This window comes from Microbacterium sp. CIAB417, assembly GCF_022788845.1.
The window spans coordinates 163,958-189,020 of sequence record NZ_JAHZUT010000007.1 but is presented as its reverse complement, the minus strand read 5'-3'; the positions used below and the strand labels follow the sequence as shown (position 1 = coordinate 189,020).

Sequence of the window (25,063 nt, the reverse complement as noted above, 5' to 3'; positions counted from 1 at the left end):
TCCATAGGCCTCGAGGGCCCACACCTCCATCTCACCGAAGCGCTGGCCGCCGAACTGCGCCTTACCACCCAGCGGCTGCTGCGTGATCATCGAGTACGGACCGGTCGAGCGCGCGTGGATCTTGTCGTCCACGAGGTGGTGCAGCTTCAGGATGTACATGTAACCGACGGAGATCGGTGCCGGGAAGGGCTCTCCGCTGCGACCGTCGAACAGCGTGGTCTTACCGCTGGAGTCGATCAGTCGCACGCCGTCACGGGTGGGGTTCGTCGAGTCGAGCAGACCCGCGATCTCCGACTCGAACGCACCGTCGAACACCGGGGTGGCGACCTTGGTGCCGGCGGGGGCCTCGAAGGCCTCCTTCGGCAGGTTCGCGGCCCACTCCGGGTTGCCCTCGACCTTCCAACCCTGCTGGGCGATCCAGCCGAGGTGGAGCTCGAGGACCTGGCCGAAGTTCATTCGACCGGGGATACCGAGCGGGTTGAGGATGACGTCGAGCGGCGTGCCGTCGGCGAGGAAGGGCATGTCCTCGACGGGGAGGATCTTCGCGATGACACCCTTGTTGCCGTGGCGGCCGGCGAGCTTGTCACCCTCGGTGATCTTGCGCTTCTGGGCGATGTAGACCACGACGCGGCGGTTGACGCCCGAGCCGAGCTCGTCGTCGCCGTCCTCGGCGTTGAACTCCTTGACGGCGATGATCGTGCCCTGCTCGCCGTGGGGCACCTTCAGGGAGGTGTCACGGACCTCGCGGCTCTTCTCGTTGAAGATCGCGCGCAGCAGGCGCTCCTCGGCGGAAAGCTCGGTCTCACCCTTGGGCGTGACCTTGCCGACGAGGATGTCGCCGGGGCGGACCTCGGCACCGATGCGGATGATGCCGCGCTCGTCGAGGTCCTTCAGCAGGTCGGGGCTCACGTTCGGCAGGTCGCGCGTGATCTCCTCCTTGCCGAGCTTCGTGTCGCGGGCGTCGACCTCGTACTCCTCGATGTGGATCGAGGAGAGGGTGTCGTCCTTCACGAGCTCCTGGCTGAGGATGATCGCGTCCTCGAAGTTGTGACCCTCCCACGTCATGAACCCGACGAGCAGGTTCTTGCCGAGGGCGAGCTCGCCGTTCTCGGTCGCGGGACCGTCGGCGATGACCTCGCCGGCCTCGATGCGCTCACCGGCGGAGACGACCACGCGCTGGTTGTACGACGTGCCCTGGTTGGAGCGGTCGAACTTGCGCAGGAAGTAGTCGTCGGTGCCGCCCTCATCCGTCTGGATGGTGACGACGTCGGCGGAGACCTCGGCCACCACACCAGAACGCTTGGCGGTGACGACGTCACCGGCGTCGACGGCGGCGTAGCCCTCCATACCGGTTCCGACCACGGGGGACTCGCTGCGCACCAGCGGCACGGCCTGGCGCTGCATGTTCGCACCCATGAGGGCGCGGTTCGCGTCGTCGTGCTCGAGGAAGGGGATCAGCGAGGTCGCGACCGACACCATCTGGCGCGGGGAGACGTCCATGTAGCCGATCTCGTCGACCGGGAACAGGTCGACCTCGCCACCCTGACCGCGACGGGCCAGCACGCGGTCCTGCGTGAAGGAGCCTTCGGCGTCGAGCTCGGCACCGGCCTGGGCGACGATGAAGTCGTTCTCCTCGCTGGCGGTGAGGTAGTCGATGTCGGTGGTGACGCGACCGTTGACGACGCGGCGGTACGGGGTCTCGATGAACCCGAACGCGTTGATACGCGCGAAGGAGGCGAGCGAACCGATCAGACCGATGTTCGGGCCTTCCGGCGTCTCGATCGGGCACATGCGGCCGTAGTGCGAGGGGTGGACGTCACGGACCTCGACGCCGGCACGCTCACGCGACAGACCACCGGGGCCCAGCGCCGACAGGCGACGCTTGTGGGTCAGACCCGCGAGCGGGTTGTTCTGGTCCATGAACTGCGACAGCTGCGAGGTTCCGAAGAACTCCTTGATCGCCGCGACGACAGGACGCACGTTGATCAGGGTCTGGGGCGTGATCGCCTCGATGTCCTGCGTGGTCATGCGCTCGCGGACGACGCGCTCCATACGCGACAGACCCGTGCGGACCTGGTTCTGGATGAGCTCGCCGACCGCGCGGATGCGGCGGTTGCCGAAGTTGTCGATGTCGTCGACGTCGATACGGATCTCCGCCTTCTTGCCGGCGCGCACGCCCTCGAAGGTCGTGTCTCCGCGGTGGAGGCGGACGAGGTACTTGATGGTCGCGACGATGTCGTCGACCGTGAGCACCGAGTCGGTCAGCGGGGTGTCGAGACCCAGCTTCTGGTTGATCTTGTAGCGACCCACCTTGGCCAGGTCGTAGCGCTTGGACGAGAAGTAGAAGTTGTCCAGCAGCGCACGCGCGGCCTCGGCGGCGACCTGCTCACCCGGACGGAGCTTGCGGTAGATGTCGCGCAGCGCGTCTTCCTTGGTGAGGATCGTGTCCTTCTCGAGGGTCTCCTCGATCGAGCTGAAGCCCGCGAACTCGTTCATGATGTCTTCGCTGGACAGGCCGAGCGCCTTCAGGAAGACGGTGACCGACTGCTTGCGCTTGCGGTCGATGCGCACGCCCACCTGGTCGCGCTTGTCGATCTCGAACTCGAGCCAGGCGCCGCGGCTGGGGATGACGCGGGCCGAGACGATGTCCTTGTCGCTCGTCTTGTCGGCAACGCGGTCGAAGTACACACCGGGCGAACGCACGAGCTGCGACACGACGACGCGCTCGGTGCCGTTGATGATGAACGTGCCCTTGTCGGTCTGGAGCGGGAAGTCGCCCATGAAGACCGTCTGGGTCTTGATCTCACCGGTCTGGTGGTTCATGAACTCGGCCTCGACGTAGAGCGGGGCCGCGTACGTCTTGCCGCGCTCCTTGCACTCCTCGATGGAGTACTTCTCGGGCTCGAGGTACGGGTTCGTGAAGCTCAGCTGCATCGTCTCGCTGAGGTCTTCGATCGGTGAGATCTCCTCGAAGATCTCCTCGAGACCGCTCGTGGCCGGCACATCGGTGCGACCGGCGGCCTGGGCCTCGGCGACGCGTGCCTTCCAGGCGTCGTTGCCGACGAGCCAGTCGAAGGACTCCGTCTGCAGCGCGAGAAGGTCGGGGACCGTCAGCGTGTCGGTGATCTTCGCGAAGGACAGACGCGAAGCGCCGCGTCCGTTCTTGGGGGTCTTGGTGGTGGGGGTGCTTGCGTGGGGCGCGGCAGCCAAGGGATAACCTCCATGGGCCCGGGCGGGGGCTCGTGATTCTGATGTCAGATGGAGTGCTCGATCTTCCCGACGCGTTCGCACCGCACGCCGCTATCTGCGGGGGCACGTACGCAGGCCGACCACCATATGAGGGCATGGGAGGAGGGAGCGCAAAGACCAACTATATGTCAGATGACGCGCCGTGTCCAGCGGAATTCTTGACGAGTTTCGCGACCTGCGGTATAACCGCGCGTCGACCCGTCAGCGCTCATCCGACGGGTCTGATCCGCACCCGGGTGCCGGGCCTCGCCTGCGCGAGCCGGCCCAGGGAGTCGGCCGTGGCGACGGCGATGACCGGGTACCCGCCGGTGACCGGACCGTCCACCCCGAGCACGACCGGTCGTCCGTCCGGCGGCACCTGCAGCGCTCCCGGAATCATGCCCTCGCTCGCGAGCTCGCCCGCGCGGATGCGGGTCAGTCCGGGCCCTTCCAGGCGCACGCCGATGCGATCGGCGGCCGCGGACACGTGCCACGGGCCGGCGTACAGCGTCCGCCCGGCGTCGGCCGCGAACCAGTCGGCACGCGGCCCCGGCACCACTTCCAGGGTCACGTCGCCGGGGGCGGGCGCCGTCCACGGGACCGCGTCGATCGGCGGCACCTCGCCCGCGACCTCCGCCCCGGCGGGGAGCTCGTCGCCCGCCGCGAGCGGGGCGGGACCGAGGCCGGCGAGGGTGTCGGTGGCCCGGGAGCCCGCGGCGCGAGGCACATCGATCCCGCCGCGTACGGCGAGGTACGCGCGAAGACCCGTCACGAGCGGGCCGATCTCGAGCGCCGAGCCCGCGGGCCAGAACAGCGCGCGGTGCGGATCCGCATCCCTGCCGTCGATGCGGAACGCACCCAGGCCGCCCGTCACCGCGATCCACCGGTCGGCGAGCGCCGTGGCCCGGAACGGCCCCAACAGGATCTCGACGACCGCGGCCGTGTGCGCCGAGCCGACGAGGCGATTGGCGAGGGCGGCCGCGCGACGATCGGCCGCTCCGGACACGGCGATCCCCATCGCACCGGCGCCGGGCCGCCCGAGGTCCTGGATCGTGGCGAGCGGACCGGATGCCTCGATACGCAGCGCCGGCGCGCCCGTGACCGCCGCCGGCGGAGATACGGCGAGCTCGACGCGCGCCCGCTCGGGGCGGAAGCGCACGCGTGTCCCGGCGGTCAGTAGCGCCGGGACGGCCGCATCCGGATCGAACAGCGGCTCTGTCGTCGTGCCGATCAGCCGCCATCCCCCGGGCGTCGCCCGCGGGTAGGTGCCCGTGAATCCCGCGGCGAGCGCGACGGCGCCGGCGGGCACACGCGTACGGGGTGCGTCGAGGCGCGGGATGTCGAGCCCCCATCCCTCCCCCACGAGATAGGCGAATCCGGGGGCGAACCCGGTGAAAGCGACCCGCCAAGGCGTGCGCACGTGCCGGTCGACGAGCGCCCTGGGTGACATGCCCGCCCAGCGTTCCGCCTCGGCCAGGTCGATGCCGTCGTAGACGGTGGGAATCGTCACCTCCGGGGCGTCGCCGTCCGTCCGGGGCGCGACCGCATCCGCCGCCGCGATCCACGCCCGCAGCGTCGCCGCCGCAACGCGGTGCGGGTCGAAGCGGACGAGCACCGTCCGCGCCGCGGGGATCAGCTCTTCGACGCCGTCCGGAGCGGATGCGGCAAGCGCCGCGTGCAGGCCGAGCACCGCATCCAGGTCGTCGAGCTCGATGAGCAGGCCGCCCGCCCCGAAGGGCAGGACGCGGCGCCCGTCGGTCACCACGGCGCCCGCACCTCGACCCCCGCCGCCGCCAGTGCGGTGCGCACGGCCACGGCCATCTCCACCGCCTCGGGCGTATCGCCGTGCAGACACAGCGAGGCCGCCTCGGTACGCACGACGGAGCCGTCGGCCGCGACGACCTCGCCCGTGGTCGCCAGGCGCACCGCCCGCTGGGCGACCTCCTGTGGGTCGTGGAGCAGGGCCCCCGGCATGCGCCGGGGCACGAGCGTGCCGTTCGGCAGGTACCCGCGGTCGAGGAACGCCTCGCCGAAGAACGGGACGCCCGCATCCGCCGCCGCGTCGCGCAGGCGTTCTCCGAGTCCCAGCACGGGCACGGGCCGGCCGAGCTCGGCGGCGAGGGCGGCGACTTCGGCGACGACCGCCGACGCCGTCTGCGGATCGCTGCCCGCCGCGTGGTACAGCGCTCCGTGCGGCTTCACGTAGCGGATGTCGGCACCGGCTGCGCGCAGCGTGCCCAGCTGTGCGGCGAGTTCGCCTCGGAGCCGGGCTGGCGCGATCTGCAGGGTCTGTCGCCCGAATCCGGCGCGATCGGGATACGAGGGGTGCGCCCCGATGGCGACGCCCCGCGCCGCGGCGAGCGCGACCGCGGCGCGCATCGCGTCAGGGTCGCCCGCGTGGCCGCCGCACGCGACGCTGGCGCTGGAGACCACCGCGAACATCGCCGCGTCGTCCGCGGTCGGCTCGCCCTCGACGGTCTCGCCGAGGTCCGCGTTCAGATCGATCGAGGGCATGTGCACACGGTAGTGCCGCCGTACTGTGGAGTCATGGCCCGCGCGCGCTACGAGCACGTCTCGCATCCGGAGGCGAGACTGTCGGACGGTTCGATCGCCCGCATCGCGCCCTCGTCGTTCACGAGCGGATTCGAGCTCGATGTCGCGGGCACTCCCCAGTCCCACGTCGACCTCGACGATCCGACCCACCTGCACTTCGAGTACATCGGACGGATGGCGGCCGTCATCGACCAGCTGCGCCTGCCCGGGCAGCCGCTCACCGCGGTGCATCTCGGCGGGGGCGCTCTCACGATCCCCCGCTACATCGCCCACACGCGCCCCGGTTCCCGTCAGCAGGTCATCGAACTCGAGCAGGCGCTCGTCGACCTGGTGCGCACGAACCTCCCGCTGCCGCGGGGCGCGCAGATCCGGGTGCGCATCGGGGACGCCAGGGCGGGGCTCGCACGACTACCCGACTCGCTGTCGGGCAACGTCGACCTCCTCGTGTCCGACGTCTACGCCGGGGCCCAGACGCCCGCCCACCTGACCACCGTGGAGTTCTACCGCGAGGCCGCGCACCTGCTCGCCGCGGACGGCGTGCTTCTCGTCAACGTGGCCGACGGCGCGGGCCTCGCCTTCGCCCGAGGTCAGGTGGCGACCGTGCGGGAGGTGCTCCCGGAGATCGCGCTGCTCGCCGAGGTGCAGACGCTCAAGGGACGACGCTTCGGCAACCTCGTGCTCGCCGCATCCGCCGCGCCCCTGCCGACGGCATGGCTGCCGCGCCTGATGGCGGCGGGACCGCATCCGGCGAAGGTCGCGATCGGTGCGGAGCTCGACGAGTTCGTGCGCGGCGCGGTCCCCGCGACGGATGCGACCGCCACCCCCTCGCCCAAACCCGCCGCCTCCCTCTTCGAGCTCTGAGGTTCTCTCGGACCGCGGCTTCTCCGACCCCGAGACTGCATTTCGAGCACGAGATCACTGTGCTTACCCGTGATCTCGTCGTGGAAATGCAGTCTCGCGGGGAAAGTGGGTACGGATGGGAGCGGGGTGCGCGCGGGGCGGGAAGGTGGGGGCGGGCCGACGCGGCGTGCCTGAAGCGCCCGGCGGCAGAGGTCGGCGACACTGGATGCGGCGCTGGCACGAAGGGAGCAACGTGAGCTATATCAGGGGGCACCACCCGGAGACGCTGCGTGAGATCGTCGACGAGCGGGAATGCCTGGAGCGGCTCGAGGAGATCGGCTCCCAGCGCAGCCTCGCCGCGCTGATGGAGCGCGTCTGGCTGTTGAAGGTCACCGGCCAGTTCGACGAGGCGCTCCTCGTGGCCGAGCAGACGGTGCGCACCGCGCGCATGGCCGGCACCCGCAAGGATCTGCTGCGCGCCCGCATCCTGCACGCCACGGTGCAGCAGGAGCGCGGCCAGCTCGGCGCGGCGGCGCACGAGCTCACGACCTGCGCCGAAGAGGCCGAGGGCCAGGGCTGGGCCGGCATCGCCGCCTTCGCCTACCATCACCGCGGCAAGGTGCACCTGGACGGCGAAGACCTGGATGCGGCCCGCGCCGACTTCAAGCGCACGCTGTTCCTGCGCCAGCAGGCCGGGGCGCCCGAGGAGCAGCTGGAGACCACGCTGCTCGCCATCGACACGGTCGATCGCCGCCGCATCGCGGCGAGCGTCGCCAGCTGAGCCGCCCGCTGTCCGCGGCTCGATCTACGCTCGTCCCATGTCGGATCTGCAGCGCGTGCGCGTCTGGGCGGAGGCCCTGATCGCCCTGCACCTCGATGAGGGCTGGAGCTTCGGTTTCGACAACGCGAAGCGTCGCGCCGGCCTGTGCGACTACACGAAGCGCCGCATCAGCCTGTCGCGCTATCTGAGCGCCCGCTACGACGACGACACCAACCACCAGACGCTCCTGCACGAGGTCGCGCACGCACTCGCGGGCTCCGCCGCAGGGCACGGGCCGGCGTGGAAGCGCGTCGCCCGCGAACTCGGATACGTCGGCGGCGCGACCCACCACGGCGAGACGGCCACCGACCTCGCTCCCTGGGTGGGCGTATGCCCCAACGGACACGTCGTCTACCGACACCGCAAGGCGACCCGTCCGACCTCCTGCGCGAGCTGCGCTGCGCGCTACGACCCGCGCTTCGCGTTCACCTGGACCCGGCGCGAGATCACGCGCGCGGCACGGATGGCAGCGTCGACGCCGCGCTGAGGCCTCAGGCTGCGACGAAGACGCCGTCCCGCAGCACCGGGACCACGGATACGGCATCGAGCGTCGCGGCAGCCAGGACCGCCTCGCGCTCCCCCGTCTCCAGCAGCTCCTGACCGCTCGCACTCGCCGTCAGCAGATGCCGCACTGCGCTCTGCAGGCCGCGGAACGACTCGCAGGCTGCGGCCGCCTCGGGCGAGGTGTGGTCGAGTCCGAGAGAGCCGAGCGCGTCGATCACGGCACCCGCGCCGAGCTGGTCCTCGACCGCGGCGCGCCAGCCGGCCGCATCCGCATCTCCCGCGGCGATCACCGCGACCGAGGTGCGCGCGCCGCGATGCTGCTGCTCGGCCAGCACCGCTGCGGCGACGGACGCCGCGTTGCGCAGCGCGCCGAGCAGCACGAGGGCACCCGCATCGTGCGCGGCGCCGGCGAGATCCGCGACCCCCGTCTCCGCCAGCGGGACCGCGCGACCGGCGGCGACCGCATCCACGACCTCGGTCGAGGCGGAAAGCACATCCACGATCACGACCACGTCGGATGCGGCGAGTCGGCGCACCCCCGAAGCTCCCCACTCGAAGCGGATCTGGTAACGCGACTGGTCGGCGATCTCGGGCATCCGTCCAGACTAGGACGAGCCCGGCCCGGGGCAGAGCCGCGTGACGTCGCGAGACGCGCGGGGCAGACTGGGGCCATGCGCATCCTGCTGAAGTTCGTCATCGACTGCGATCCGGATGCGGCCTGGCGAGCGCTGCATTCGCCGCGCGCCGTCGCCGAGCTCTACGGTCCGCTGATCGACATGCAGCCCCTCAGTCCGCTGCCGACCAGCTGGGAGAGCGGCCAGGACGTCGCCGTGGGGCTCTTCGCCGGCGGCATCCTGCCCCTCGGTTCGCAGCTCATCTCGGTCAGCGACCGCGCGGTCGACGAGCTCCGCGGCCCGGTGCGGATCTTCCGCGACTCGGGGGCGCCGCTGACCGGTCCCCTCGCGTCGCTGGACGTGTGGGACCACCAGATGGCGGTGAGCCCCGCGGGATACGGCCGCACGCTCTGGCGCGAGCGGCTCGTGATCGAGGGGCGGACCGCCCCGCTGTTCTGGCCGGTACTGTGGGCGACGTGGCAGTGGCGGGCCTCCCGCATCCGCACGCTCGCGCCGTCGTGGGCGCACGATCCGGAAGCCGCCGCCGCGGTCTGAGCGGGCCCGCACGCTCCGGCACGGGCCCGCCTCACGGCTCACGCCTCGGCGAGCGCCTCGATGGGGGCGACGCGCGTGGCGAGCCGGGTCGGCACGACGGCCGCGACGAGGGTCAGCACGGTCGTCGCCGCGACGATCACGAGCACGGGGATCGGCGGGATGGCCGGCAGCACGAACGTGGGCTGGCGCGGCAGCGTCGGGTCGACCGGAACCGATCCGAGCAGCGACTGCGCTCCGGCCCATCCGTAGACGATGCCGAGCAGCAGCCCGGTGACGGTGGCCGCGATCGTGATGTGGGCGGCCTCGCGCAGCACCATGGCGCGCAGCTGCGCGTTCGAGACCCCGAGGGTGCGCAACAGGCCGAGCTCCCGGCGCCGCTGCACCACACCCAGCGTCAGCAGGTTGACCAGACCCACACCCGCGATCACAGCGGACACGGCCACGAGCCCCATCATGACGGCGGAGAAGGTGTCGAGCACGCGCGACATGTCGTCGTCCAGGACTCCGCCGCCGGCCGCGGTCAACACGGCCTTCGTCGAGGCGATCGCGACGGCGAACATCGTGATGAGGGTGACGCCCATGACGACACCGATCGCCATCCGGCTCGAGCGCTCCGGGTACCGCAGCGCGTTCTGCGCCGCCAGTCGCGACATGGCCGAACGGCCGAAGACCGAGCCGACCAGATGCAGAACGGGCGGCATCACGAGCGTCGCGCCGAGCGCCAGCCCGGTGAAGGAGAGCACACCGCCGAAGAACGCGATGATCACGCCGGTGGGGCTGACGAGGCCGTACGCGATTCCGCCGCCGAGCAGGAGCGCACCCAGCACCAGCAGGACGAGCGCCGAGACGTTGCGTCCGGTGCGCCGTGCGGCGCGGGCGTAGGGCGCCTCCACTGACCCGCCGAGGGCCTCGAGCGGCGTGACGGTGAGCACCCGCCGTGATCCCGCCCATGCGGCAGCCCATGTGGTCAGTGCGACGATCACCGCGGGCACCACGAGCATCGGCTCCACGGGCGTGAAGGAGACGTCGAGGCCCAGCATCCAATCGGCCGCTCCGACCCCGATGACCGCCACCAGCGTTCCGCCGACGAGGCCCAGAAGCGCTCCGATCGCGCCCACGACGAGGCCCTGTCGCGCGAGCTCCGTGCGCTGCGAACGCGCAGACGCGCCGATGAGGCGGAGGAGGGCGATCCGGCGCGTGCGGCCGACGACGACCGTGGCGAAGGTGTTGGCCGTGACGACCGCCGCGACGTAGACCGCGACGCCCACCAGCAGGACGGTGAGGAAGCTGAGCACGAAGGCCAGAGTTCCGCTGTCGCCGATGTAGGGATCCGCGCGCAGGAGGGCCGCGATGTACCCGGTGGCGGAGATGAGGACGACGCCGAACGCCGTGGAGATGGCGGAGACGAGGATGCTCGCCCCCATCCCGCGCTCGCGGAGCCACGACAGGGGAGCGGTGCGTGCCGGGCCTGCGGCGAGGACGGCGCCGCTCACGCGACCGCTCCCTGCTCCGCGGCGAGCATGAACGCGGCGATCTGCTCGGCGCTCTGCCCGCGGTGGTCGGCGACGACGCGGCCGTCGCCGAGGTAGATCACGCGGTCGGCGTGACTCGCGGCGATCGGGTCGTGCGTGACCATCGCGATCGACTGCCCGTGCTCGCGGCTCGCCGCGCCGAGCAGAGCCAGGACCTCGCGTCCGGTGCGGGAGTCGAGGTTGCCGGTCGGCTCGTCGGCGAAGAGCAGATCGGGCGCCGTGGCGAGCGCACGGGCGATCGCCACACGCTGCTGCTGTCCGCCGCTGAGCTCGTGGGGGCGGTGCGTCAGACGCGAGCGGAGCCCGAGCGTCTCGACGAGCATGTCGATCCGCGCGCGCTCGATCGCCGACGGGCGGCGGCCGTCGAGATCGAAGGGCAGTGTGATGTTGCCGATGACGTCGAGCGTCGGCACGAGGTTGAAGGACTGGAACACGAAGCCCACCCGGCGGCGCCGGAGAACGGTCAGCTCGCGATCGCCGAGGCCGGTGATGTCGGTGTCGCCGATCCACACCGATCCGCTCGTCGGGGCGTCGAGGCCGGCCATGATGTGCATGAGCGTCGACTTGCCCGAGCCGGAGGCGCCCATGATGGCGGTGAACTCGCCGCGGCGGATGCCGACCGCGACGTCGTCGAGGGCGCGGACGGCACCCGCGCCGCTGCCATAGGTCTTCGTGAGCCGCGAGACACGCGCGGCGAGGCCGAGTTCACTGGAGGAGATGTGCATGTCTCCGACGCTATGAATCGGGCGGGATCGGCCGCGTCGCCCGCCGGGCGTATCCGCATCCTTCTGGCGGATGATTCGCGGGGCGCCCGGATGGTGGGGCCGGGACACCAGGCGGGGCACAGGTGCCGGGAAGCGGGGCAGCGGGGCGAGGCGATCCGCGCCGTGAGCGCCACACTTTTCCGCATCCGCGACAGTGAATGACTGTGGCGGATGCGGAAAAGTGGCGCATCTGCGCAACTGCGACGCAACTCGGGCACCCAACGGGCGGGCACCCACAGGCGGGCACCCACAGGCGGGCACCGGGGAGGGTCAGACGAGGCCGTGCTCGAAGGCGAAGACGACGAGCTGCACCCGATCGCGCAGGGCGAGCTTGGCGAGGATGCGGCTGATGTGGGTCTTCACGGTCGCCTCCGACAGGAACTCCCGCTCCGCGATCTCGGCGTTGGAGAGGCCTCGGGCGGCGAGCGCGAAGATCTCCCGCTCGCGGTCCGTCAGCGCCTGCCAGGCGGGCGGTGTCGCGACGGCCGGGGGCGAGAACTGCGCGAACAGGTCGCGCGTGGCACTGGCGGCGATGACGGCGGAGCCCGCGTGCACCGTGCGGATGGCTGCGAGGAGGAACTCGGGATCGGCGTCTTTGAGCAGGAACCCGCTGGCCCCCTCACGGATGGCGCGCGCCGCCGCCTCATCCAGATCGAAGGTCGTCAGCATCACGATGCGGGGCGCATCGGCGTCGCGCAGCAGCTCCGCCGTGGCCGCCAGGCCGTCGAGGCGCGGCATCCGGATGTCCATCAGCACGACGTCGGGGCGTTCGCGGCGCACCACCTCGATCGCCTCGACGCCGTCGCCGGCCTCGCCCACGACGCTCAGGTCGGGCTGAGAATCCACCAGCATGCGGATGCCGGCGCGGAAGAGCGCCTGGTCGTCGACGAGGACGACACGCACCGGAGCACTCATGCGGCGGCCCCGATCGGCAGGCACGCGTCGACGACGAAGCCCTCGTCGGTGGCGCCGGCGAACAGCGTTCCCCCCACGAGCTGCGCGCGCTCGCGCATCCCGACGACACCGTGCCCGCCGGCGTCCTCGAGCATCCGCTGCGGCTCGCGAGAGGGGGGACGCAGCGCGTTGCGCACGGTTGCTCGCACGTGATCACTCTGCCACGCGAGCCACACCTCGACCGGGCCGTCGCCGTGGCGCAGGGCGTTGGTGAGAGCCTCCTGCAGGATGCGGAAGACGGCGAGCTGCACGGCCGCCGGCACATCCTGCGGCGGTACCGGCGCGATCTGCACCCGCAGATCGACCCCCGCGGCGTGGACCTGGGCGAACAGGGCGTCGAGGTCTGCGAGCGTCGGCTGGGGTCCGGCGCCCTGCTGGTGGCGCAGCTGGGTGAGCAGAAGGCGCACATCCGTCAGCGCCGAACGCGCCGTGGACGAGATCGTCCCGAGCGCCGTGGTCGCAGCGGCCGGGTCGGCGACGGCGGCGTATCGGGCGCCGTCGGCCTGGGCGATCACCACCGCGAGGGAGTGCGCCACGATGTCGTGCATGTCGCGGGCGATCCGCATCCGCTCGGACTCGATCGCCACCTGCGCGCGCGCCGCATCCCTCGCCTGCCGGGTCTCTCTGGCGCGTGCCGCGGTGCGCACCAGCGCGCCCGCTGTCCACGAGAGCCCGAGGGCGAACAGCGCCGCGAGCATGACGAAAACGGCCAGCGGCAGGTTGCGCCAGTCCAGGCCCGACGAGACGACGTAGGAGTTGACGAAGACAAGGTAGATCGCGATGGCCGCGGAGCCGGCGACCGCGGAGGAGAACCCGAGCCAGAACAGCAGCCGCGTGCCATAGGCCGCGGTCGCGTAGAGCACGACGAAGATCGCGACGTTGCTGAGCATGGGCTGCAGGCCCATCGCCATCTGCGCGAGGGCGGTCGCCCACGCGACGGCCAACGCCAGGAACGGCGAGAACCGGCGCAGCCCCAGCGCCACGGCCATGCCGAGCGACACCAGCACGCCCCACACCTGGTCGCCCGAGGAGGGCGTGTAGAACAGGAAGCCCGTGACCCCGAAGAACCCGAACGCGATGAACGCGTCGACGAGCGACTGCACGGGTGAGAGGCGGCGGAACACCCTGACACGCTACGCGGGCGCCGGCGGGACCCGCATCCGCCCAGCGATGTATCCCGTTGTCAGCGAGCGCTCGCGCGCGCGGCGGCGGCGAGGGCGGCCGCTGCCCCCTGGGCATCGCCGGCGGCGATGAGGCCCGCCGTCACCCGCACGTGGGGCGCGCGCGCCTCGCCCGCCACGAACGGCGCCCCCGCCGCGACCACGATCCCGGCGGCGGCGAGTTCGACCATGGCCGCCCGCTCATCGACGACGGGCACCCACAGATTGATCCCGTCCGGCGGCACGAGCGGGATCCCCTCTCGCCGAAGCGCCCCCACCATCGCCTCCTGCCGGTCCCGGTAGGCGAGGCGGGCGCCCTTCACGGCGGCGACGGAGTCCGGTCGGGTGAGCATGTCCAGCAGCACGCTCTGCAGCAGGCGCGAGGTCCACCCCGGCCCCAGCATCCGGCGTGCGATCACGCGGTCCAACACCCGGGCAGGGCCCCCCACCGCGGCGATGCGGAGGTCGGGCCCGTGCGACTTCGAGAAGCTGCGCACCTGCACGACCTGATCGGGCAGCCAGCGGGCGAGCGTCACCGCGGGCGCCATCGCGATGAGCCCCGAATGGTCGTCTTCGACCACGAGCACCCGGTCGCCGTCGCGGGCTGCGCGGATCGCGCCCGCGAGCTGCTGTGCCCGCATCGAGGTCATCGAGGCTCCGGTCGGATTCTGCGCCCGCGGCTGCAGCAGCACCGCCGACGGATGCCGGGCGAGAGCCCGGGTGAGGGATGCGGGCACCATCCCCTCGTCGTCGACGTCGACCGGCACCGCCTCGGCCCCGAGCGCGTCCAACAGGTCGAAGAAGTAGGGGTAGCCGGGAGATTCGATCGCCACGCGGTCGCCGAAGCGCACGGTCTGCTCCATCACCCGCGCGATGCCGTCCATCGCGCCGTCGACGACCGTCAGCGTCTCCACCCGCGAGGGCCAGCTCTCCCGCAGCACGTCGGCCAGCTCGGGAAGGACCGGGACATCGTGGTACCGCCCCGCTCCCGCTTGCAGGTCGACGCGCTCGAAGGCTGCGCCCAGCGGCGGCAGCAGGGCGGGGTCGGGCATACCGGATGCGAGATCCCAGCCGGCGGGCGCCGCCCCCGACAGGCCCTTCACTCGCGGGGTGAGCCACGCACGACGAGGCGCACGCACGAAGCTTCCCGCCCTCCCCCGCGACACGATGACGCCGGCTCGCGCGAGCGCCTGCCACGCCGCGCTGACCGTCGCCGGGCTCACCGAGAGCGCCGCAGCGACCTCGCGCACGGTGGGCAGACGGTCGCCGGGCGCGAGCACGCCGTCGGTCACCAGACGTCCCAGTTCGCGGGCGATCCCTTCGGGACTGCGCTCACCGGCCGCAGCGATCCGCGCTGCGACCGGGTCTTTCGCCGAATCAGTCACGGGTGCACCATTAACCATCACGTCACAGGCTGAAACCGAAGAGAAATGTTCAGTCAGAAAGATAACAGAACGGGGATGACCCGCCGGAGCCGCTCCGGTCCCCGTCGCTGCGAGGGTCCTCCACGAGAAACGACCGGGAGGCGACGATGACGACGGTACGCGCAGCGATCACGCAGACGACGTGGACGGGCGACAAGGCGTCCATGCTCGACAAGCACGAACAGTTCGCTCGGGATGCGGCAGCCGCCGGCGCCCAGGTGATCTGCTTCCAGGAGCTGTTCTACGGCCCCTACTTCGGCATCACCCAGGACAAGAAGTACTACCGCTACGCGGAACCCGTGGACGGGCCCATCGTGCAGCGGTTCGCGGCTCTCGCGAAGGAGCTGTCGCTCGTGATGGTGCTCCCGATCTACGAGGAGCAGCAGACCGGCGTCTACTACAACACCGCCGTCGTGGTGGATGCGGACGGCTCGATCGCGGGCGTCTACCGCAAGAACCACATCCCGCACGTCGAGAAGTTCTGGGAGAAGTTCTACTTCCGTCCTGGAAACCTCGGCTACCCCGTCTTCGACACCGCGGTCGGCAAGGTCGGCGTCATCATCTGCTACGACCGGCACTTCCCCGAGGCATGGCGCGAGCTGGGCCTGAACGGCGCACACCTCGCCTTCAACCCCAACGCGACCAAGCCGGGCCTGTCGAACCGCCTGTGGGAGGTCGAGCAGCCGGCCGCGGCCGTCGCGAACGGCTACTTCGTGCTCGCGCCGAACCGCGTGGGCCGCGAGGACAACGAGTACGGCGACGAAGCCGTCACCTTCTACGGCAAGAGCCAGATCGTCGACCCGCGCGGCAACTACGTCGGCGAGCTCGGCTCGGGCGAGCACGAGGAGATCCTCATCCGCGACCTCGACATGGACCTCGTGCAGCAGATGCGCGACGACTGGCAGTTCTTCCGCGACCGCCGGCCCGACACCTACGACGAGATCACGGCCCCCTGAGAGGCGGAGCGATCATGACCACCACACTCATCACGGGCGGCACCGTCGTCTCCGCCACCGGCCGCGTCCTCGCCGACGTCCTGGTCGACGGCGAGCGGATCGTCGCGGTGCTCGCACCCGGCTCCCAGCTGTTGGGCAGCGACCTCACCGCATCCGTCGACGCCGTCATCGACGCGACCGGCAAGTACGTCATCCCCGGGGGCATCGACGCCCACACGCACATGCAGCTGCCGTTCGGCGGCACGAGCGCGTCCGACACCTTCGAGACGGGCACGCGCGCCGCGGCCTGGGGCGGCACGACCACGATCGTCGACTTCGCGGTGCAGCGCACCGGCGAGCGCGTGCAGGACGGCCTCGCGCACTGGCACGAACTCGCCGCGGGCAACTGCGCGATCGACTACGGGTTCCACCAGATCGTCGGCGGCGTGGATGCGGAAGCGCTGGCGGCCCTGCCCGGCCTCATCGACGAGGGCATCACGAGCTTCAAGATGTTCATGGCGTATCCGGGCGTGTTCTACGCCGACGACGCGCAGATCCTTCGCGCCATGCAGGTCGCCGCCGACACGGGCCTGCTCACGATGATGCACGCCGAGAACGGGCCCGTGATCGATGTGCTCGCCGAGCAGCTGGTCGAAGCCGGCAAGACCGACCCGTACTTCCACGGGATCGCCCGCGCATGGCAGGCCGAGGAGGAGGCGACGCACCGCGCGATCATGCTCGCGAACCTGACCGGCGCGCCGCTGTACGTCGTGCACGTGAGCGCGAAGCAGGCCGTCGAGCAGCTCGCCACCGCGCGGGACAAGGGACAGAACGTGTTCGGCGAGACGTGTCCGCAGTACCTGTATCTCTCCCTGGAGGAACAGCTGGGGGCCTCGAGCGAGCAGTGGGGGGCGTTCGAGGGCGCCAAGTGGGTCTGCTCCACGCCGCTGCGCTCCCGGGCCGAGGGCCACCAGGATCACATGTGGCAGGCGCTGCGCACGAACGACCTGCAGATGGTCTCCACCGACCACTGCCCCTTCTGCATGAAGGGGCAGAAGGAGCTCGGTCTCGGCGACTTCCGCGCGATCCCCAACGGCATCGGCTCGGTCGAGCACCGCATGGACCTCATGTACCAGGGCGTCGTGACCGGCGAGATCACCCTCGAACGCTGGGTCGAGCTGACCAGCACGACCCCGGCGCGCATGTTCGGCATGTACGGGCAGAAGGGTGTCATCGCGCCCGGTGCGGATGCGGACATCGTGATCTACGACCCGAACGGTCACACCTCGATCGGTGTCGACAAGACCCACCACATGAACATGGACCACTCGGCGTGGGAGGGCTTCGAGATCGACGGGCACGTCGACACGGTCATCGCGCGCGGCAAGGTCGTCGTCGATGCCGGCCAGTACCTCGGCCGGGCCGGCGACGGCCGGTTCGTCAAGCGCGGCCTGAGCCAGTACCTCATCTGATGACACGTCTGCGTTTCGTCTCACGGCTCTCGCTCAACGACCGGGGGCTCAGCTCACGGCTCTCGCTCAACGACCGGAAGGTGTGACCCATGGACTTCGGTGTCGTCCTGCAGACCAATCCGCCCGCATCCCGCACCGTCCAGCTGTCGCAGCTGGCGGAGGCGCACGGCTTCAGCCACGTCTGGACGTTCGACTCGCACCTGCTGTGGGAAGAGCCCTACGTGGTGCACTCCGCCATCCTGAACGCGACCAAGCGCATCACCGTGGGCCCCTTCGTGACGAACCCCGCCACCCGGGACTGGACCGTGACGGCATCCGTGTTCGCGACGCTCAACGAGATGTACGGCAACCGGACGATCTGCGGGATCGGACGCGGGGACTCCGCCGTGCGGGTCACGAACGGTAAGCCGGTCTCGATGTCCGAGCTGCGCGAGTCGATCCACGTCATCCGCGAGCTCGCCAACTCGCGCCCGGTCGAGTACAAGGGCGCGACGCTGCAATTCCCCTGGAGTCGCGGGTCCCAGCTCGACGTCTGGGTGGCCGCCTACGGCCCGCTCGCCCTGAAGCTGACCGGAGAGGTCGGCGACGGCTTCATCCTGCAGCTGGCCGACCTCGACATCGCTCGGTGGATGATCAAGGTCGTCAAGGATGCCGCCGCCGCTGCCGGCCGCGACCCGGACAGCATCGCGTTCTGCGTCGCGGCTCCCATGTACATCGGCGACGACCGGGAGCACATGCGCGATCAGTGCCGGTGGTTCGGCGGCATGGTCGGCAACCACGTCGCCGACATCGTCGCGAAGTACGGCACGTCGGGCGAGGTGCCGCAGGCGCTCACCGACTACATCGCGGGCCGCACCGGCTACGACTACAACAGCCACGGCAGAGCGGCCAACGACCACGTCGACTTCGTGCCGGACGAGATCATCGACCGGTTCTGCCTCCTCGGCACCGCCGAAGAGCACATCGCCAAGCTCGAGGCGCTGCGCGAGATCGGAGTCACCCAGTTCGCGGGCTATCTGCAGCACGACAACAAGGAGGAGACGATGCGCGTGTACGGCGAGCGCGTCATTCCCGCCCTGGCCGAGCACATCACGGCGAAGCGATGATCACGCGCCGCGCGGCCGCCGCGATCTGGGGTGTGGTGGGCGTCGCGGCCGTCATCGCGCTGTGGGAGCTCTACAAGTTCCTGGGTCCCGCCGATGGCGTGACGATCGGGGGCGACGGATCGACCGGCAGCGGGGTCATGATCCTCCCGCGCACACACGACCGCGCCATGCCGCACGTGTGGGAGATGGTCGCCCGGCTGTTCGCCTCGACGAGCGGCGGCGACACCCCGCCGCTGTGGGTGTCGGTCCTGTCGGCGGCAGGCGTCACGCTCGGCATCGCCGCGGCGGGATGGGTGATCGGCGTCCTCGTCGGCGGCATCCTCGCGATCGCGATGCAGCGCTGGCGGCTCATCGAGTGGGGCCTGCTGCCCTGGATCGTCGTCAGCCAGACCGTGCCGTTGATCGCGTTCGCGCCTGTCGTGAACGCCCTCGGCGGGCAGTTGGCGCGCGAGGGGATCCCCTGGCCGCAGTGGCTGTCGGTCGCCGTCATCGCGTCCTATCTCGCTTTCTTCCCCGTTGCGATCGGCATGCTCCGCGGTCTGCAGGCGCCCGACAGCATCCACGTCGACCTCCTCCGCACCTACGCGGCGGGCTACGGGACGACGCTCTGGCGGTTGCGACTGCCCGCGGCGGTGCCGTATCTGCTGCCGGCGCTGCGACTGGCCGCCGCGGCGGCGGTCGTCGGAGCGGTGGTCGCGGAGGTGTCCATCGGCATGCGCGGGGGCATCGGACGCATGCTCATCCAGCTCGCAGGTCAAGCATCGTCCGATCCCGCCGCCCCCTGGGGACCCACCTTCGGCACGATCGCGCTCGGCCTCGTCGCCGCCGCATCCGTGGCCCTCGTGGGCGCAGGGCTCAAGAACTACCGCAGAGGCGAGGAGACCGCATGAGCACCGCACCCGCTGTCCGTGCCGCAGGCGTGGGCAAGATCTTCCCGACCCGGACCGGCGATGTCGTCGCACTCACCGATGTCGATCTCGACGTCGCGCCGGGCGAGTTCGTGTCGCTGATCGGCCCCTCCGGATGCGGCAAGTCGACGCTGCTGCGCCTGATCGCGGACCTCGACGCCGCCACCGCGGGCACCCTCGAGATCTTCGGCAAGCCTGCCGCCACCGCCCGACTCGACCAGGACTACGGCATGGCCTTCCAGCAGGCAGGGCTGCTCCCCTGGCGCACGATCGCAGAGAACATCGCCCTCCCCCTGGAGATCCAGCGGGTGACGAAGGCGGAGCGCGTCGCACGGGTCGCCGAGCTCGCGGAACTCGTCGGCTTGACCGACTTCGTGCAGCGATACCCCGACCAGCTCTCGGGCGGGATGCAGCAGCGCGTCGCGATCGCCCGCTCGCTCGCCGCGCGGCCCAAGCTGCTGCTCATGGACGAGCCGTTCGGAGCGCTCGACGAGATGACCCGCGAGCGGCTGCAGGCGGAGCTCACCCGCATCGCGGCAGAGACCGGTGCCGCCGTCGTCTTCGTGACGCACTCGATCCCGGAGGCGGTGTTCCTCTCGGATCGGGTCGTCGTGATGAGTCCCCGCCCTGGACGCATCACGACGGTGATCCCGACACGTTTCGACCGCATCCGCGACGAGGCGCTGCGCGAGTCGAACGAGTACTTCGCGAAGGTCACCGAGGTGCGCGAGGCCCTGCACGGAACGCCGGCGACCCGGGCGAACGAACGATGAGCGCCACCGGAGTCGAGCGTCGGCTGCCGTCGTGGTTGCGCGTCGCAGCCCCTGCCGGTGTCGCCCTGATCGGGCTCGGGGTGTGGGTGCTCATCGTCGATGTCGCCGATGCGGCACCGCGGATGCTTCCGAGCCCCTTTGCGATCCTCGAGGAGTTCTTCGCCCGCTGGTCGATCATCGCGCCCGACATGGCGATCACCGGGACCAACGCTCTCGTGGGCCTCGTCGCCGGAACCGTGCTGGCGATCCTCCTGGCCGCACTGGCGGCGTCCGCCAGACCGATCGACGGGATGCTCGCGCCTCTCGTGGCGGCGCTCGCCGTTATCCCGATCGTCGCTCTGACCCCCATCCTGAACACGATGTTCGGCGCCTCGAGCCAGTTCGGCCGGCAAGCCGTCGCCGCCATCGCGGCGTTCGTCCCCGTCTTCGTCAACGTGCTGCGGGGCCTGCGCCAGACCCGCCCCGTGCAGCGCGACCTGCTGCGCGCGTCCGCCGCGTCCCGCGCGCAGACGTTCCGCTTCCTGACCCTTCCCACCGCCCTTCCCTACCTGATGTCCGGAATCCGCATCGCCGCGTCCCTCGCGGTCATCTCCGCCCTCGTGGCCGAGTACTTCGGTGGGCCCGCCGACGGCATCGGCACCGCCATCGCCAGCTACGCGAAGTCGGGCCGCGCCGCTCTCGCGTGGGCTTTCGTGCTCGGCGGCATCCTCATCGGCCTTCTCTTCTTCCTCGTGACGAGTCTCCTGGAGCGACTGTCGACGAGGCGGGCCCCGGTCTGACCGGAGGCGTTCCATCGCACCACCCGGCACCACCGAACCCGAAAGGAACAGCATGAGACACAGCATTCGACGCACCCTCGTCGCCGTATCCGCCGTCGGCATCGCCTCGATGGCGCTGGCTGCCTGCGCAGGCGGAGACTCCGGCGCACCGGCCGCCTCCGGAGACCCCGATTTCGAGCCGCTCACCTCGATCAAGCTGCAGCTGCAATGGCTGCCCCAGGCCCAGTTCGCGGGCTACTACGTCGCGCTCGACCAGGGCTACTTCGAGGAGGAGGGCTTCGACGACGTCGAGATCGTCCCCTCCGGCGGCGACATCGTCCCCCAGGACGCGCTCGTGGCCGGCGACGTCGACTTCGCCGTCGCGTGGGTGCCCAAGGTCCTCGGCACTCTCGAGGCCACGGGAGCCGAGCTGACCGACATCGCGCAGGTGTTCCAGAAGTCCGGCACCCTCCAGGTCTCCTGGGCCGACAGCGGCATCACCTCCGTTGCCGACTTCGAGGGCAAGCGCGTCGGCTCGTGGGGCTTCGGCAACGAGTGGGAGATCTTCGCCGCCATGGCGGCGGACGACCTCGACTCCACCTCGGTTTCGATCACGACGCAGGACTTCAGCATGAACGCCCTGCTGGACGGCGACGTGGATGCGGCGCAGGCCATGACCTACAACGAGTGGGCGCAGGTGCTCGAAGTCGTGAACCCCGCGACGGGCAAGCTCTACCAGCCGGAGGACTTCAACGTCATCTCCTACGAGGACACCGAGGGCGCCATGCTCCAGGACGCCCTCTGGGCCGACACCGCGCGCCTGTCCGACGACCCCGCGTACGCGGACGCCGCCGTGCGGTTCCTGAAGGCCGTCACGAAGGGGTGGATCTTCGCCCGTGACAACCCCGAGGAAGCAGCATCCATCACCTACGACGCGGCGATCAACGCCGAGGCGGCCTTCCCCGTCGGCCCGGTGCACCAGTTGTGGCAGATGAACGAGGTCAACAAGCTGGTCTGGACCGACAGCGACTTCGGCGTCGTGAACGAGGATGCGTGGAACAAGACGGTCGCGGGTGCCCTCAAGGCGGTCAACCAGGACGGTCTGAACCTCATCACCGAGGAGCCCTCCGACACCGCGTACAGCAACGAGTACATCGAGAAGGCGCTGCAGGAGCTCGAAGCCGAGGGGGTCGCGGTCAAGGGCACCTACACGCCCATCGACGTGACGCTCACCGAAGGCGGTAAGTAGGATCCGCGGTGGGGGCGATGCACGCGTCGCCCCCACCGCTCATCAAAGGAGAAGAGCATGACCACCGACCTCGACCGCCGCGCCTGGGAGCTCGACCGCGCCCACGTGTTCCACTCCTGGTCGGCGCAGGCGGCCCTCGATCCGCTCGTCATCGCCGGCGGGGAGGGCACACGCGTCTGGGATCACGCCGGCACGCGCTACCTCGACTTCTCGAGCCAGCTCGTGAACGTCAACATCGGCCACCAGCATCCGGCCGTCGTGGCCGCGATCAAGGAGCAGGCCGAGCTGTTGACGACGATCGCGCCGTCGACGGCGAACCTGACGCGGGGCGAGGCGGCCGAGCGCATCATCGCGCGCGCCCCCGAGGGATTCCACAAGGTGTTCTTCACCAACGGCGGCGCCGACGCGAACGAGAACGCGATCCGCATGGCCCGTCTCGTGACCGGCCGCGACAAGGTGCTCTCGCGCTACCGCTCGTACCACGGCAACACCGGGGCGGCCATCGTGGCCACGGGCGACTGGCGCCGCATCCCGAACGAATACGCCCGCGGACACGTGCACGTCTTCGGCCCGTACCTCTACCGCTCGGAGTTCTGGGCGACGACGCCCGAGGAGGAGTGCGCCCGCGCCCTCCACCACCTCGAACGCGTCGTGCAGGCCGAGGGCGCGGCCACGGTCGCGGCCATCCTGCTGGAGTCGGTGCCCGGCACCGCGGGCGTCCTCGTACCGCCGCCGGGGTATCTCGCCGGTGTGCGCGAGATCTGCGACCGCTACGGCATCATGCTGATCCTCGACGAGGTGATGGCCGGGTTCGGCCGAACCGGCCGCTGGTTCGCCTTCGAGGGCCACGACGTGGTGCCCGATCTCATCACCTTCGCCAAGGGAGTGAACTCCGGGTACGTCCCGGTGGGCGGCGTCATCATCTCCGATCCGATCGCGGCGGCCTTCGACGAGCGCGTCTTCCCGGGCGGTCTCACCTACTCCGGCCACCCCCTGGCGGCGGCCTCCATCGTCGCGACCCTCGACGCGATGGAGGCGGAAGGGGTCGTCGAGAACGCGGCACGGATCGGACGCGACGTCCTGGGCCCCGCGCTGCACGCGCTCGCCGAGAAGCACGACGTCATCGGCGAGGTGCGCGGCGAGGGCGTCTTCTGGGCGCTCGAGCTCGTCGCCGACCGCGGCACACGCGAGCCCCTCGCCGCCTCCGCGATGGGCGCGCTCAAGAAGGACCTCATCGGACGCGGACTTCTGCCCTTCGTGCAGGACAACCGCATCCACGTCGTTCCACCCTGCGTCGTGACCGACGAGGATGTGAGCGAGGCCATCGCCATCTACGACGAAGCCCTCGCGGCCCTCTGATCCCCCACCCACGACGACGTGACAGGAGAAACGACATGACCCACACCCTCGGACACTGGGTATCGGGAAGCGATTGGGACGGGGCATCGGAGCGCACGGCGCCCGTTTACAACCCCGCGCGCGGCACGGTGACGAAGCACGTGCGTCTGGCGAGCGCAGCCGACGTGGATGCGGCGGTGGCCGCCACCGCGGCCGCGTGGCCCGTCTGGCGCGACGCGTCGATCGCCAAGCGCACCTCCGTGCTGTTCGCGTTCCGCGAGCTGCTGAACGCCCGCAAGCAGGAGCTCGCGGAGATCCTCACGGCCGAGCACGGCAAGGTGCTCTCCGACGCCCTCGGCGAGATCGCCCGCGGCCTCGAGGTCGTCGACTTCGCCTGCGGCGTCGGCGAGCTGCTCAAGGGCACCTACTCCGAGAACGTCTCCACCGACGTCGATGTGTACACGCTGCGTCAGCCGGTGGGCGTCGTCGGCGTCATCAGCCCCTTCAACTTCCCCGCCATGGTGCCGCTCTGGTTCCTGCCGATCGCGCTCGCCGCCGGCAACGCCGTGGTGCTCAAGCCCAGCGAGAAGGACCCCTCCGCCTCGATCTGGCTCGCGCGCCTGTTCGCCGAGGCAGGCCTGCCCGAGGGCGTGCTCACCGTGGTCAACGGCGACAAGGAGGCGGTCGACGCCCTGCTCGTGCACCCCGACGTCCGCTCGATCTCCTTCGTCGGATCCACGCCGATCGCGCAGTACATCTACGGGACGGCCGCATCCGCCGGCAAGCGCGTGCAGGCCCTCGGCGGCGCGAAGAACCACATGCTCGTGCTGCCCGACGCCGACCTCGAGCTCGCCGCGGATGCCGCGGTCAACGCGGGGTTCGGCTCGGCCGGGGAGCGCTGCATGGCGGTCTCCGTCGTGCTCGCGGTGGATGCGGTCGCCGACGCGCTCGTCGCGAAGATCACCGAGCGGATGTCGACGCTGCGCACCGGAGACGGCACGCGCGGGTGCGACATGGGTCCGCTCATCACGCGCGAGCACCGCGACAAGGTCGCCGGGTACCTGGATCAGGCCGCATCCGACGGCGCCACGGTCGTCGTCGACGGGCGCGGGATCGACGTCGACGGTGAGGCGGACGGCTTCTGGCTCGGGCCCTCGCTCATCGACCGCGTGCCGCTGGATTCCGCCGTCTACCGCGACGAGATCTTCGGCCCGGTGCTCTCCATCGTGCGTGTGAGCGGATACGAGGAGGCGGTCGACATCATCAACGCCTCGCCCTACGGCAACGGCACCGCGATCTTCACGAACGACGGCGGCGCTGCCCGCCGCTTCCAGCGCGAGGTGCAGGTGGGGATGATCGGCGTCAACGTGCCGATCCCCGTTCCGGTCGCCTACCACTCGTTCGGCGGCTGGAAGGCCTCCCTCTTCGGCGACGCGAAGGCGTACGGCCCGTACGGCGTCTCGTTCTTCACGCAGGAGAAGGCGATCACCAGCCGCTGGCTCGACCCCTCGCACGGCGGCCTCAACCTGGGGTTCCCGCAGAACGCCTGAGCGCGCCCGCCCGCCCGCCGCGTAGC

The 25,063-nt window shown here is 70.6% G+C and carries 22 protein-coding genes; 13 read left to right on the top strand and 9 right to left on the bottom strand.

Annotated elements, in window-relative coordinates; translation table 11 throughout:
• From KYX17_RS25910 to pxpA, 3 genes are all read right to left on the bottom strand, one after another.
• On the bottom strand, window positions 1-3,210 hold a 3,210-nt coding region (locus KYX17_RS25910; protein ID WP_243231348.1), incomplete at its 3' end, for a DNA-directed RNA polymerase subunit beta.
• 247 nt (window positions 3,211-3,457) lie between these two features.
• Window positions 3,458-4,993 (bottom strand): urea amidolyase family protein, encoded by a 1,536-nt coding sequence (locus KYX17_RS25905; protein ID WP_243231341.1) that lies wholly within the window; start codon window positions 4,991-4,993, stop codon window positions 3,458-3,460.
• The gene (gene pxpA, locus KYX17_RS25900) at window positions 4,987-5,742 is read right to left on the bottom strand and encodes a 5-oxoprolinase subunit PxpA (protein WP_243231340.1); all 756 of its coding nucleotides are present in this window, start codon (window positions 5,740-5,742) and stop codon (window positions 4,987-4,989) included. The genes KYX17_RS25905 and pxpA overlap by 7 nt, the downstream gene beginning before the upstream one ends.
• Before the next feature lie 33 nt (window positions 5,743-5,775).
• On the opposite strand from pxpA, the gene KYX17_RS25895 reads away from it, so the two are divergent.
• From KYX17_RS25895 to KYX17_RS25885, 3 genes are all read left to right on the top strand, one after another.
• Window positions 5,776-6,642: a spermidine synthase gene (locus tag KYX17_RS25895; protein WP_243231338.1), complete on the top strand. Its 867-nt coding sequence runs from the start codon at window positions 5,776-5,778 to the stop codon at window positions 6,640-6,642.
• 232 nt (window positions 6,643-6,874) lie between these two features.
• Window positions 6,875-7,402 carry a hypothetical protein gene (locus tag KYX17_RS25890; protein WP_243231328.1) on the top strand — a complete coding sequence of 176 codons (528 nt, stop codon included), beginning with the start codon at window positions 6,875-6,877 and terminating at the stop codon, window positions 7,400-7,402.
• A gap of 37 nt (window positions 7,403-7,439) precedes the next feature.
• Entirely contained in the window at window positions 7,440-7,928 is a 489-nt protein-coding gene (locus KYX17_RS25885) for a SprT-like domain-containing protein (RefSeq protein ID WP_243231325.1), read from the top strand.
• Between the two features lie 4 nt (window positions 7,929-7,932).
• Here the strand turns inward: KYX17_RS25885 and KYX17_RS25880 are convergent, their stop codons facing one another.
• Window positions 7,933-8,541, bottom strand: a complete 609-nt coding sequence (locus tag KYX17_RS25880) for a 2-phosphosulfolactate phosphatase (protein WP_243231322.1) — start codon at window positions 8,539-8,541, stop codon at window positions 7,933-7,935.
• Between the two features lie 75 nt (window positions 8,542-8,616).
• On the opposite strand from KYX17_RS25880, the gene KYX17_RS25875 reads away from it, so the two are divergent.
• A complete protein-coding gene (locus tag KYX17_RS25875; protein WP_243231319.1) occupies window positions 8,617-9,114 on the top strand; it encodes a hypothetical protein in 498 nt (165 codons plus the stop codon).
• Window positions 9,115-9,152: 38 nt separating this feature from the next.
• On the opposite strand, the gene KYX17_RS25870 is transcribed toward KYX17_RS25875, so the two are convergent.
• From KYX17_RS25870 to KYX17_RS25850, 5 genes are all read right to left on the bottom strand, one after another.
• On the bottom strand, window positions 9,153-10,538 hold the full coding sequence (locus KYX17_RS25870) for an FtsX-like permease family protein (protein ID WP_243231365.1): 1,386 nt from the start codon (window positions 10,536-10,538) through the stop codon (window positions 9,153-9,155).
• Window positions 10,539-10,603: 65 nt separating this feature from the next.
• On the bottom strand, window positions 10,604-11,371 hold the full coding sequence (locus KYX17_RS25865) for an ABC transporter ATP-binding protein (RefSeq protein ID WP_243231312.1): 768 nt from the start codon (window positions 11,369-11,371) through the stop codon (window positions 10,604-10,606).
• Between the two features lie 309 nt (window positions 11,372-11,680).
• Complete coding sequence (locus tag KYX17_RS25860) at window positions 11,681-12,325, bottom strand: response regulator transcription factor (protein ID WP_243231311.1); 645 nt, start codon at window positions 12,323-12,325, stop codon at window positions 11,681-11,683.
• Complete coding sequence (locus tag KYX17_RS25855) at window positions 12,322-13,488, bottom strand: histidine kinase (protein ID WP_243231310.1); 1,167 nt, start codon at window positions 13,486-13,488, stop codon at window positions 12,322-12,324. Before KYX17_RS25855 ends, KYX17_RS25860 begins: the two co-directional genes overlap by 4 nt.
• Window positions 13,489-13,547: 59 nt before the next feature.
• A complete protein-coding gene (locus KYX17_RS25850; protein ID WP_243231309.1) occupies window positions 13,548-14,909 on the bottom strand; it encodes an aminotransferase class I/II-fold pyridoxal phosphate-dependent enzyme in 1,362 nt (453 codons plus the stop codon).
• 146 nt (window positions 14,910-15,055) lie between these two features.
• Between KYX17_RS25850 and KYX17_RS25845 the strand changes: the two genes are divergently transcribed.
• The 9 genes from KYX17_RS25845 to KYX17_RS25805 all read left to right on the top strand — a co-directional run bounded on the left by KYX17_RS25845 (window position 15,056) and on the right by KYX17_RS25805 (window position 25,037).
• Entirely contained in the window at window positions 15,056-15,904 is an 849-nt protein-coding gene (locus tag KYX17_RS25845; RefSeq protein ID WP_234074484.1) for a nitrilase-related carbon-nitrogen hydrolase, read from the top strand.
• Window positions 15,905-15,918: 14 nt separating this feature from the next.
• The gene (hydA, locus tag KYX17_RS25840; protein WP_243231308.1) at window positions 15,919-17,355 is read left to right on the top strand and encodes a dihydropyrimidinase; all 1,437 of its coding nucleotides are present in this window, start codon (window positions 15,919-15,921) and stop codon (window positions 17,353-17,355) included.
• 89 nt (window positions 17,356-17,444) lie between these two features.
• Window positions 17,445-18,461 carry a TIGR03842 family LLM class F420-dependent oxidoreductase gene (locus KYX17_RS25835; protein ID WP_243231306.1) on the top strand — a complete coding sequence of 339 codons (1,017 nt, stop codon included), beginning with the start codon at window positions 17,445-17,447 and terminating at the stop codon, window positions 18,459-18,461.
• Window positions 18,458-19,351 carry an ABC transporter permease gene (locus KYX17_RS25830; protein WP_243231303.1) on the top strand — a complete coding sequence of 298 codons (894 nt, stop codon included), beginning with the start codon at window positions 18,458-18,460 and terminating at the stop codon, window positions 19,349-19,351. Before KYX17_RS25835 ends, KYX17_RS25830 begins: the two co-directional genes overlap by 4 nt.
• The gene (locus KYX17_RS25825; RefSeq protein ID WP_243231301.1) at window positions 19,348-20,142 is read left to right on the top strand and encodes an ABC transporter ATP-binding protein; all 795 of its coding nucleotides are present in this window, start codon (window positions 19,348-19,350) and stop codon (window positions 20,140-20,142) included. Before KYX17_RS25830 ends, KYX17_RS25825 begins: the two co-directional genes overlap by 4 nt.
• Window positions 20,139-20,921 carry an ABC transporter permease gene (locus KYX17_RS25820; RefSeq protein WP_243231298.1) on the top strand — a complete coding sequence of 261 codons (783 nt, stop codon included), beginning with the start codon at window positions 20,139-20,141 and terminating at the stop codon, window positions 20,919-20,921. Before KYX17_RS25825 ends, KYX17_RS25820 begins: the two co-directional genes overlap by 4 nt.
• Window positions 20,922-20,973: 52 nt before the next feature.
• Window positions 20,974-22,149, top strand: coding sequence for an ABC transporter substrate-binding protein (locus KYX17_RS25815; RefSeq protein WP_243231296.1), 1,176 nt, complete (start codon window positions 20,974-20,976; stop codon window positions 22,147-22,149).
• Window positions 22,150-22,206: 57 nt separating this feature from the next.
• Window positions 22,207-23,508: an aspartate aminotransferase family protein gene (locus KYX17_RS25810; protein ID WP_243231293.1), complete on the top strand. Its 1,302-nt coding sequence runs from the start codon at window positions 22,207-22,209 to the stop codon at window positions 23,506-23,508.
• Between the two features lie 35 nt (window positions 23,509-23,543).
• Window positions 23,544-25,037 carry a CoA-acylating methylmalonate-semialdehyde dehydrogenase gene (locus KYX17_RS25805; RefSeq protein WP_243231291.1) on the top strand — a complete coding sequence of 498 codons (1,494 nt, stop codon included), beginning with the start codon at window positions 23,544-23,546 and terminating at the stop codon, window positions 25,035-25,037.
• The last annotated feature ends 26 nt before the right edge of the window (window positions 25,038-25,063 follow it).

Bases quoted from the DNA above. Each gene is read 5' to 3' on its own strand.
- hydA (WP_243231308.1), top strand. From the start codon at position 15,919: ATGACCACCACACTCATCACGGGCGGCACCGTCGTCTCCGCCACCGGC.
- KYX17_RS25880 (WP_243231322.1), bottom strand. From the start codon at position 8,541: ATGCCCGAGATCGCCGACCAGTCGCGTTACCAGATCCGCTTCGAGTGG.
- KYX17_RS25860 (WP_243231311.1), bottom strand. From the start codon at position 12,325: ATGAGTGCTCCGGTGCGTGTCGTCCTCGTCGACGACCAGGCGCTCTTC.
- KYX17_RS25895 (WP_243231338.1), top strand. From the start codon at position 5,776: ATGGCCCGCGCGCGCTACGAGCACGTCTCGCATCCGGAGGCGAGACTG.
- KYX17_RS25835 (WP_243231306.1), top strand. From the start codon at position 17,445: ATGGACTTCGGTGTCGTCCTGCAGACCAATCCGCCCGCATCCCGCACC.
- KYX17_RS25845 (WP_234074484.1), top strand. From the start codon at position 15,056: ATGACGACGGTACGCGCAGCGATCACGCAGACGACGTGGACGGGCGAC.
- KYX17_RS25875 (WP_243231319.1), top strand. From the start codon at position 8,617: ATGCGCATCCTGCTGAAGTTCGTCATCGACTGCGATCCGGATGCGGCC.
- KYX17_RS25810 (WP_243231293.1), top strand. From the start codon at position 22,207: ATGACCACCGACCTCGACCGCCGCGCCTGGGAGCTCGACCGCGCCCAC.
- KYX17_RS25885 (WP_243231325.1), top strand. From the start codon at position 7,440: ATGTCGGATCTGCAGCGCGTGCGCGTCTGGGCGGAGGCCCTGATCGCC.
- KYX17_RS25865 (WP_243231312.1), bottom strand. From the start codon at position 11,371: ATGCACATCTCCTCCAGTGAACTCGGCCTCGCCGCGCGTGTCTCGCGG.
- KYX17_RS25805 (WP_243231291.1), top strand. From the start codon at position 23,544: ATGACCCACACCCTCGGACACTGGGTATCGGGAAGCGATTGGGACGGG.
- KYX17_RS25870 (WP_243231365.1), bottom strand. From the start codon at position 10,538: ATGGGGGCGAGCATCCTCGTCTCCGCCATCTCCACGGCGTTCGGCGTC.
- KYX17_RS25825 (WP_243231301.1), top strand. From the start codon at position 19,348: ATGAGCACCGCACCCGCTGTCCGTGCCGCAGGCGTGGGCAAGATCTTC.
- KYX17_RS25815 (WP_243231296.1), top strand. From the start codon at position 20,974: ATGAGACACAGCATTCGACGCACCCTCGTCGCCGTATCCGCCGTCGGC.
- KYX17_RS25820 (WP_243231298.1), top strand. From the start codon at position 20,139: ATGAGCGCCACCGGAGTCGAGCGTCGGCTGCCGTCGTGGTTGCGCGTC.
- KYX17_RS25830 (WP_243231303.1), top strand. From the start codon at position 18,458: ATGATCACGCGCCGCGCGGCCGCCGCGATCTGGGGTGTGGTGGGCGTC.
- pxpA (WP_243231340.1), bottom strand. From the start codon at position 5,742: ATGCCCTCGATCGATCTGAACGCGGACCTCGGCGAGACCGTCGAGGGC.